Below are 8,207 nucleotides of genomic sequence, written 5' to 3' on the forward strand. Positions count from 1 at the left end.
TTGATAAGCAAGGAGTGTGTTTAGGGATTTCCTCTGAAAGGAAAAGGTTTGTACATCCGGAAGGTGTGGCTGGTGGTTATTGGCCTCTTGGTAATAGGGATTCTTCCCGGCTGTGGGAGGAAGAACGATTCCAGCGGGCCGCCGCCGAAGGGCCGGATTCTTCTCTGGCATTGGATGACCGACCGGGAAGAGGTGTTTCAGCGGCTCGCCGATCAGTACCAGAAACAGACTGGGATTCGGGTTACTCTCGAACTTTACGCTCCCTCCGATACCTATGCCTCCAAAGTTCGTGCCTCTGCGCAGACGAACACCCTGCCCGACATTTTCGGAGTGCTGGATCCATCCCCCCGGGACCTGGCCAGCTATATTAATTCCGGGCACATCGCTGATCTGACGTCTGTTTTGGCCGCCGATCATCGGGCTTGGCAGAACACATTTTTCCAGAAGGCGCTGGCATCGGTCCATTTTATCGAGGGGAACTCCTATGGCATAACGCCGGGGATCTATGGTATCCCCATCGATGTCGCGAACATCCAGATTCTCTACAATAAGACCATGTTCCGGCAGGTCGGGCTGAATCCGGAACGCCCGCCGCAAACATGGGATGAATTTATCGCGGCCTGGCACCGGTTGAAGGCCGCGGGCCTTCCGGGATTGGTCAGCGGCTGGGGCGAGCTTTGGATGATTGACTGCTTCGCCAATAGTTATGCGTTCAACCTCATGGGAGAGAGCAAGGTGTTCGACACCTTCCGTGGGAAAGTCCCGTATACTGACCCGGACTGGGTCGCTGTGCTCGGGATCTTTGAAACGATCCGGAAGGAAGGCCTATTGGTGGACGGTGCCGTGACCATGGTCAACAAGACGGCTGAGCAGACTTTTGCCAACGGCAAGGCCGCCTTCGCCCTCAACGGTTCCTGGTCCGTGGATGTGTACCGGGGGATGAATCCCGATCTCTCCTTCGGCGTGATGCTGCCCCCGAGGATGAGCGACCATCATCCGATGCGGATCTGGGGCGGCGCCGGTTCATCATTTATTGTCAATGCCCATTCTCCTCAGAAGGACGAGGCCATCCGGTTCCTTCGGTGGCTGACCGCTGTCGAACAGCAAAACGTGCTGGCGGGAGAAACGCTGAATCTCCCAGCCAACCGCGCCAGCACGGCTCAGTTGCCGCCCGTACTAGGCTCCTTCGCCTCGCGGATGAACCTGGCGACGCAGCCGACGCATTGGCCGGTGTCAGAGAACCCGACGGTCACCGAGGCCTTTGACCGGGGCATCCAATCCATCCTGATCGGCGAAAAGACGCCGGCTCAGGTGGCGGCCGAAGTGGAAAAGCTTCGGCGAGAACAAACAATGCGATGACCTGGAACCGGTTCAGGAATCTGGCCACCACCTACCTCTTTATCCTTCCCGCCCTCCTGTTTTTCGTCGTTTTTTCTATCGTTCCTTTTCTGAAAGTGTTTCAGCTGAGCGTTTTTGAATGGGACGGCATCTCAACGCATATGAGGTTTGTCGGCATGCAGAATTTCACCCAGGCGCTTTTTCATGATTCGTCCTGGTGGGTATCCATGAAAAATGCTGGGTTTATCACCTTGCTGGCGCTGACGGCCCAGAACGGGCTGGCGTTGCTTCTGGCGCTGATCGTGGATCGCGAAATCAAAGGGAAAAATTTCTATCGGGTCGTCTTTTATCTGCCGCCGGTTCTGTCCGGTATTGTGGTGGGTCTGGTGTGGAACTGGATTTTTGACGGTTCCCATGGACTTCTGAACCAGTTGATGAGTCATCTGGGGCTGGTTTGTTGGACGCGCGCCTGGTTGGCGGACCCCACGACAGCCATCTGGGCCGTTGCCCTTATTCATATGTGGAAAGGGTTTGGCTGGGGTTTTGTGATTCTCTTGGTTGGGTTGCAGACCATTCCGCGGGAACTCGGCGAAGCGGCCCGTGTCGATGGTGCCGGCGAGTGGGCCATCTTCTCGCGGATCACGGTTCCGCTGATGTTGCCGGTCTTTTTCCTTGTTTCAATTCTGACGATTCTAGGCACGATGCAGATTTTTGACATTATTATTTCAACGACGAACGGAGGCCCCGGCATCCATACGGAAGTACCGATCACGCGGATTCTGGCCGCCATGGTCAGATCCTTGCGGTTTGGTTATGCCTGCGCGTTGGGTGTTTTATTCGGATTGATCTTACTGGCGGTTTCGATACTCCAGATGCAGCTGTCGAAGTGGTCTTCACGGTTTAGTTAAACGAAGGGACTTCTCCCGTCCATGGTTTATGCAGACTCCTCACGTCAGCCGGTCTCCCGCCCTTCCCAGAGAATTCTATTCTATACGTGGGGGTATCGCCTCAGACGGTGGATGAAATTGTTGCTGGCCCATGCCTTGTGTCTCAGCGTTGCCGCGACGTGCCTTTTCCCTCTGGTGTGGATGCTGTCGTCCAGCCTCAAGACGCAGAGCACCATATTTTCAGACATGCGTTTGTGGGTGCCGAATCCGCAATGGGGAAACTATTATTGGGCCTGGACCAAAGGCCATTTCGGACAATATTTCTTTAACAGTCTCGTGTATGCCATCGTCGTTGTGCTTGGAGTGATCCTGACTTCTTCCCTGGCGGCCTATGCGTTTTCCCGCCTTCGCTTTCCCGGTAAAAACATCCTTTTTATCGTGCTCATCTCGACGATGATGATTCCTATTCCAGGGTCGTTTATCGCTCTCTATGTCCTTTTGGTGAAGCTTCATCTGGCCAATACCCGTCTCGGGTATATCCTGCCGCAGATTAACGGGGGATTAGCGCTAGGGATCTTTCTGATGAAAACGTTTTTTGACAAGCTCCCGCAAGATTTAGAAGATGCCGCCCGCATCGATGGATGCAACATATTCCAGGTGTACTGGCATGTGGCTATGCCCCTGGCGAAACCGGCCATCGCTGTTCTAGTTGTTTTTAACGCGCTGGCGGTGTGGAATGAATATCTGCTGGCCATGCTGGTTCTTTCCGATCGTTCGCTGATGCCTTTGCAGCGCGGGCTGATGGTGTTTCAGGGATCTCATCTTACGCAATACCCGCTCTTGATGGCCGGTATCGCTATTTCGATTGTGCCTATCATGACCCTGTATTTCCTGATGCAGCGGTATATTGTTGCCGGCATTACCGCCGGCGCTCTTAAAATGTAAGTCAAAAGTCCCTTTTTCAACTATTCGACTACAGTCGGGAAGATAGTTAACATAAACGTAACACGGGATGACCTATAATCTTATGTCCATGAAAAAGACTCCTCTTCAGCCAAAGAAGGCCGCAGCGGGGATTTTAATTCCGCTATTGGTTGTTCTCTCCGCTCCGGCCGGGTCGCAGAAACACAACGATGCACCGCCCGCCTTTCAACTCTTTGATAAGGGGACCGAACTCATCGTCAACTATGAAAAATACGGTGACTTTTCAAAGGTTGGACAGCATCAATATCGATATATTGTCAAAGACATAGCAGGACTCCGGAAAGCGGTTGGAGAAGGGGTGTACCCCAATGGGGCCAGCCTCCAGAAAGATCCCAGCTATCAAAAGATGAAGCGTGGCAAGCAGCTCGAGGGAAACGTCTGGGATTATTTGAATTCAGATAATCCTCAGGCGAGTTTTTTTAAATGGGCGTCGGCCTATGATCAACCCGTAGGCTTGCGCCAATTTTATATCGCTCAAATACTTGAAAAAGCAGGGCTGTATGCGCAGGCGATCAAGGCGTATCAGGCGGTGGTGATCCATTTTCCGAAGTCATCCAGCATGACCTCCTGGAAGACCCCCTGGTATGTCGGCCCGGCCGCGTTGGATAGCATCGCTTTTTTAACGCGCAAACATCCCGAACTGAGAATGCGTCTGGACGACGGCCGCCTTCGGATTGCCAACCATTACGACAACAACCAGTTCAATGATATATATGAGATTAATCCCGGCCGTATCGTCCCGGCCAAATCGCGAAAACCTCCCAAGCGGATAAAATTAAACCCCCAATCGCTGAAAGCGAAATTAGGGGGAGGGAAGGTCCGGCTGGTTCAATACGATAACCTGCATTGGCAGCTTCTCGTGGATGATCAACCCTATTTGTTGCGCGCCATATCCTACAACGCCACGCCCATAGGGAAATCACCTGATGATGAGTCGCTGGTCCTCCATCGCGATTGGATGCTGGCGGATGATAACCAAAACGGAAAAACGGACGGGGCGTATGATTCCTGGGTGGATATGAATCGAAACGATCAACAGGATAAAGACGAACCGGTCATCGGGGACTTTCAACTCCTGAAAGAAATGGGCGTGAACACGCTTCGTCTTTATCATCATGGTTACAACAAGGCGCTGTTGCTGGACCTTTATCAGACGTACGGAATTCGAGTCATCCTGGGGGATTATCTCGGCGCTTACACCATTGGTTCCGACGCTGAATGGTCGGCCGGGACGGATTACAGTGATCCGGAGCAGAAAGGAAAAATGTTGGATTCCGTTCGCTCGATGGTCGAGCTCTATAAAGATGAGCCATATGTGCTCTTTTGGGTGCTCGGCAACGAAAACAACTATGGCAACGCGAACAACGCCCGGCAGAACCCGAAGGCTTATTATGAGCTTGTGAATCAGGCCGCCCAGTTGATCAAATCCATCGATAAAGATCATCCGGTGGCGATTTGCAACGGGGATGTTTCGTTTTTTGACCAGGTGATCAAATACTGTCCAGATATCGACATTTATGGCATTAATGCCTATCGCGGGTCCCATGGATTGGGCGACAGTTTCTGGCAGGATGCGGCGGAGAATTGGGGAAAACCCGTTTTTGTCAGCGAGTTTGGCTGTCCCGCCTATCATCATCGAAAATCGCTGCTGGAAACGGAAGAATTGCAGGCGGAATATTTGCGGAATAATTGGGACGATATCGAATATAATACTGCAGGCGGTCCCGGCGCCGGCAATGCGATCGGCGGGGTGCTTTTTGAATGGCTCGATGAATGGTGGAAAGCCGGTCCCTCCTCGAATGCCTTGGTGCATGATACGGTCGGCCAATTCAACGGACCCTTCCCAGATGGCTGGAGTTATGAGGAATGGTTTGGCGTGGCCGGGCAGGGCAACGGGAAAAACACTCCGTATGAACGCCAATTAAGAAAAGCCTATTTTGTCTTTAAAGACGAATTGTGGAATCCAAAGGAATTAGCAAAGAGAGGCCAGCCGCAATGAGATCCTGCTGGAAAAACGCTCTCCTCATCTCTTGTTTCTTATCCGTTCTTCCGGTGCAGGGTTGGACCACCACCGCGGAGTCGTATTATCCACCTTGGGTCAGCGAGTTGGGTTGGGCCAACAACAATTTATTCAGCCGTCCGACCGGTTCGCTGGCCTGGCTCGAAGACAGCTATTTGCCCTGGTGGCAGACCCGCACGGCCCATCCCATCATGGACTATGATGCGTCTAAACTTCCTGTCGGCGAAGTCCGTTTGGATTCCGCTCTGGACGCAGAAGTCACGTTCCATCGGTTGCTCCCAGGCTGGACCAAGCAAACCTCTCCCACCGGCATTAACAACGTCTACACTTTCACGCCTTCCAGTCGGAATCAGGAAGATCAGACCGCCCGGGCAGGGCAGAACGCTTTTTTTGATCTGGGAGTTCATCCCATTCCAACGATCTCGGCGGACATCGGCGCCGAGTTAATCGGCAACTATGACCAGCGGTATTGGTTCCCGCTTAATGACGAACATCGTCTGTTTAAGGACGGCCATCACGCTAAAATCGTGCGGGCGCAAGTCCAATACGATGACAAGACGTTCATGTTGCGGGGTTTTGATGGAGTGCCTGTTTGGGGATGGGTCGCTCAGAACGACTTGTTTAATCTTCTGCCAACGGCGGGGGACACGGAATACTTCCGTCGTGTCTCCGGTTCGGCGGTGCCGCGCGGGGGTGAGATGCGCTACAAATCACCCTTCGGCACCTTCCGTGCCCTGGGAGGGACGGAAATCCGTTGGGGGTTTGGCTCCAGCGCTTTTGCCAAGTATGACGCGCCTGTTTTTGGAGCGCTTGAGCAAAGCCTCGTCTACCGGAACGAAAATGTCCCTTTAGGTCTTGAATCCACCGATGAACGCCGATGGGCGATGTCTTACAACGCCAGTTATGCTTTTTCGGAACGGGTGCTGGGGCATGCCGGGTTGCTCTATCAGCCCTTTCGACTGGACCGTCTCTACCAGGATGTCGACGGTTCCAACCGCGTGACAGAGGCCCGCACGAAAAGCGGCGATGCGCTTGGAGGCGCGGTGCGTACCGAAATCCATCCGACCCGACTTCTTGATCTCGTGGGGATGGGGTATCTGTATGAGGGACCGGTCGCCGGCAATAAACAACAGGTGGATGTGGACGCGACAAAGACGGTTTGGACCGATTGGACTCTTTCCGGCGCGTATGAATATCACCAGCCGGTTAAAGGTCCCGTGCCTTTCCTGTATGAAGGAACGACATCCAATCCAGGGGCTTTGGTCGCCATTCCAAGAGGCCCGGATGATCCGTTCGGGGTTCAGTGGGACAACCGGAAAGCGCATATCGGCAGCCTGACCCTCGTCTATGACCCCACGCCCGGTTCACCGTTTTTCAGATTTACACGCAATGTGCTGGAAGATTGGAATGTCAATCCGAACGAAGACGCTCCTCTGGCGGCGGCTGTCCAGTACCGGGTGACCCATTACCCCACCAATACGGACCGTATTTATCTTTATAACGAAGACCGCACCCTGGTCTGGGATTTTCTCGCCGAGCCGGGAGCCTTCGCCACGGAACACCCGTTCCAATCAGCCACGGGTTTGGTCCGCTGCCGAATAAATCACTGGCGCGTAACCGCTGATCTTTCCGGCGGTGAAGCGCTGGCGGGTTTGCCGCGTGTTTATTCGTCGACAACGACGTATTATAAGCCCTCCTCGCTCTATCTCTCGGCGGGTTTAGCCGTGGACAATGGTTGGATGAAGATGTTTGCGCGGTACGGGAGGGATCAGTGGGGGCCGGTCGATTACCATACCCAGTTCGGATGGCAGTATCATCACATTTACCAGGCCGGACTCTCGGTTGTGTTTTTAAGGGATGCCGAAGCGGGATTCCGTTACATCGGAACCCGAATGGATAATTACATCGGTTCCGATACCGGCGCCTTTAATGAATACCAGTTCTTCCTGACGTATCACTTTACGCTGGCCCATAATTTCGGGGACAAATTGTCGGGGTTTGGCAAACCGTTGCCGTCCTCTTTGCCGGAAGCGTCTGTGGATGTGAGCGATGCTCAATTTAGTCCGGATGGCAGCGGATCAGTTCGCACCGTGGTCTTGCAACCCAAGGCTTCCGCATCGGGCGGTATCTTGAGTTGGCAGCTCTTTGTTCGCGATGCGGAGGGGAAAAACGTGCGGCGATGGCAGGGCAGCGGATCCCCGACGGCTTTCATCCGATGGGATGGGTTCGATTCTGAGGGCCAAATGGTCCCTGCCGGGGCCTATCACGTGACGTTGGTCGCTGTTGATTTGTACGGCAATGAGAGCACGTCTCCGGCGCAACCCGTGACCGTTGTCTCAGGGGGAGCCCCTAAGGCTGAGGGCCCTGTTGCGGTACCGGAAGCGCCTGTTGTTTCAGCACCCCCGGCTGAGCCGGCCGTTCCCTCAGAGGCTTATACGGTCAAAACCACGGTCGAAGGACTCAAAGTTACGTTGAGTTCATTTATCCTCTTTGATGTCAACCGAGCGGAGTTAAAAGACGCGGCCAAGAACAGCCTGGATCAAGTCATGGATTTATTGAAAGCGTATCCGACCAATGTGCTGCGGATTTCCGGTTATACGGATAGCGTTGGATCCGTGGCCCATAATCAAGTGCTCTCGGAACGCCGGGCCCGGTCAGTTGCCGATTACCTCATCGGCGAAGGGGGAATTGCCAAGTCCCGCATTGAAATCGTGGGATATGGGAAGAAACGCCCTGTCGCCAGCAACGCCACCGAAGAAGGCCGGCTCCAGAACCGTCGGGTTGAGATTGATATTTTGAAGTAAAGAACGTCGTTTGTGCTGTTAATAAAATAAAAGGAGAATCAGATGAAAATACTATCAGGGCTAGTACTGGCGTTCGTTCTCGGACTGGTCGCAACCGGTTCTGCGGCCGGCAATAAAACTGCCGCAAAGACTACGACGCCTCCCAAAGACGTTTTTTATGTCTATCAAGATCGG

Annotated in this window: 5 protein-coding genes; all 5 read left to right on the plus strand. The window is 53.6% G+C overall.

Annotated features, from left to right (window positions below; genetic code table 11):
- Positions 1–48: 48 nt before the first annotated feature.
- The 5 genes from WC859_09695 to WC859_09715 all read left to right on the plus strand — a co-directional run bounded on the left by WC859_09695 (position 49) and on the right by WC859_09715 (position 8,033).
- Positions 49–1,359 (plus strand): extracellular solute-binding protein, encoded by a 1,311-nt coding sequence (locus tag WC859_09695; GenBank protein ID MFA5976418.1) that lies wholly within the window; start codon positions 49–51, stop codon positions 1,357–1,359.
- A complete protein-coding gene (locus WC859_09700) occupies positions 1,356–2,246 on the plus strand; it encodes a sugar ABC transporter permease (GenBank protein MFA5976419.1) in 891 nt (296 codons plus the stop codon). The genes WC859_09695 and WC859_09700 overlap by 4 nt, the downstream gene beginning before the upstream one ends.
- Positions 2,247–2,357: 111 nt before the next feature.
- Positions 2,358–3,170 (plus strand): carbohydrate ABC transporter permease, encoded by an 813-nt coding sequence (locus tag WC859_09705; GenBank protein MFA5976420.1) that lies wholly within the window; start codon positions 2,358–2,360, stop codon positions 3,168–3,170.
- Between the two features lie 88 nt (positions 3,171–3,258).
- The gene (locus tag WC859_09710) at positions 3,259–5,208 is read left to right on the plus strand and encodes a glycoside hydrolase family 2 TIM barrel-domain containing protein (protein ID MFA5976421.1); all 1,950 of its coding nucleotides are present in this window, start codon (positions 3,259–3,261) and stop codon (positions 5,206–5,208) included.
- Positions 5,205–8,033 (plus strand): OmpA family protein, encoded by a 2,829-nt coding sequence (locus tag WC859_09715; GenBank protein ID MFA5976422.1) that lies wholly within the window; start codon positions 5,205–5,207, stop codon positions 8,031–8,033. Before WC859_09710 ends, WC859_09715 begins: the two co-directional genes overlap by 4 nt.
- Positions 8,034–8,207: the final 174 nt, after the last annotated feature.

Source organism: Elusimicrobiota bacterium, assembly GCA_041660185.1.
Lineage (GTDB): Bacteria > Elusimicrobiota > Elusimicrobia > 2-01-FULL-59-12 > 2-01-FULL-59-12 > JBAZWU01.

What these genes read in the sequence shown, in the direction of transcription:
- WC859_09710 (MFA5976421.1), top strand. Translation starts at nt 3,259, where the DNA reads ATGAAAAAGACTCCTCTTCAGCCAAAGAAGGCCGCAGCGGGGATTTTA.
- WC859_09700 (MFA5976419.1), top strand. Translation starts at nt 1,356, where the DNA reads ATGACCTGGAACCGGTTCAGGAATCTGGCCACCACCTACCTCTTTATC.
- WC859_09715 (MFA5976422.1), top strand. Translation starts at nt 5,205, where the DNA reads ATGAGATCCTGCTGGAAAAACGCTCTCCTCATCTCTTGTTTCTTATCC.
- WC859_09705 (MFA5976420.1), top strand. Translation starts at nt 2,358, where the DNA reads ATGAAATTGTTGCTGGCCCATGCCTTGTGTCTCAGCGTTGCCGCGACG.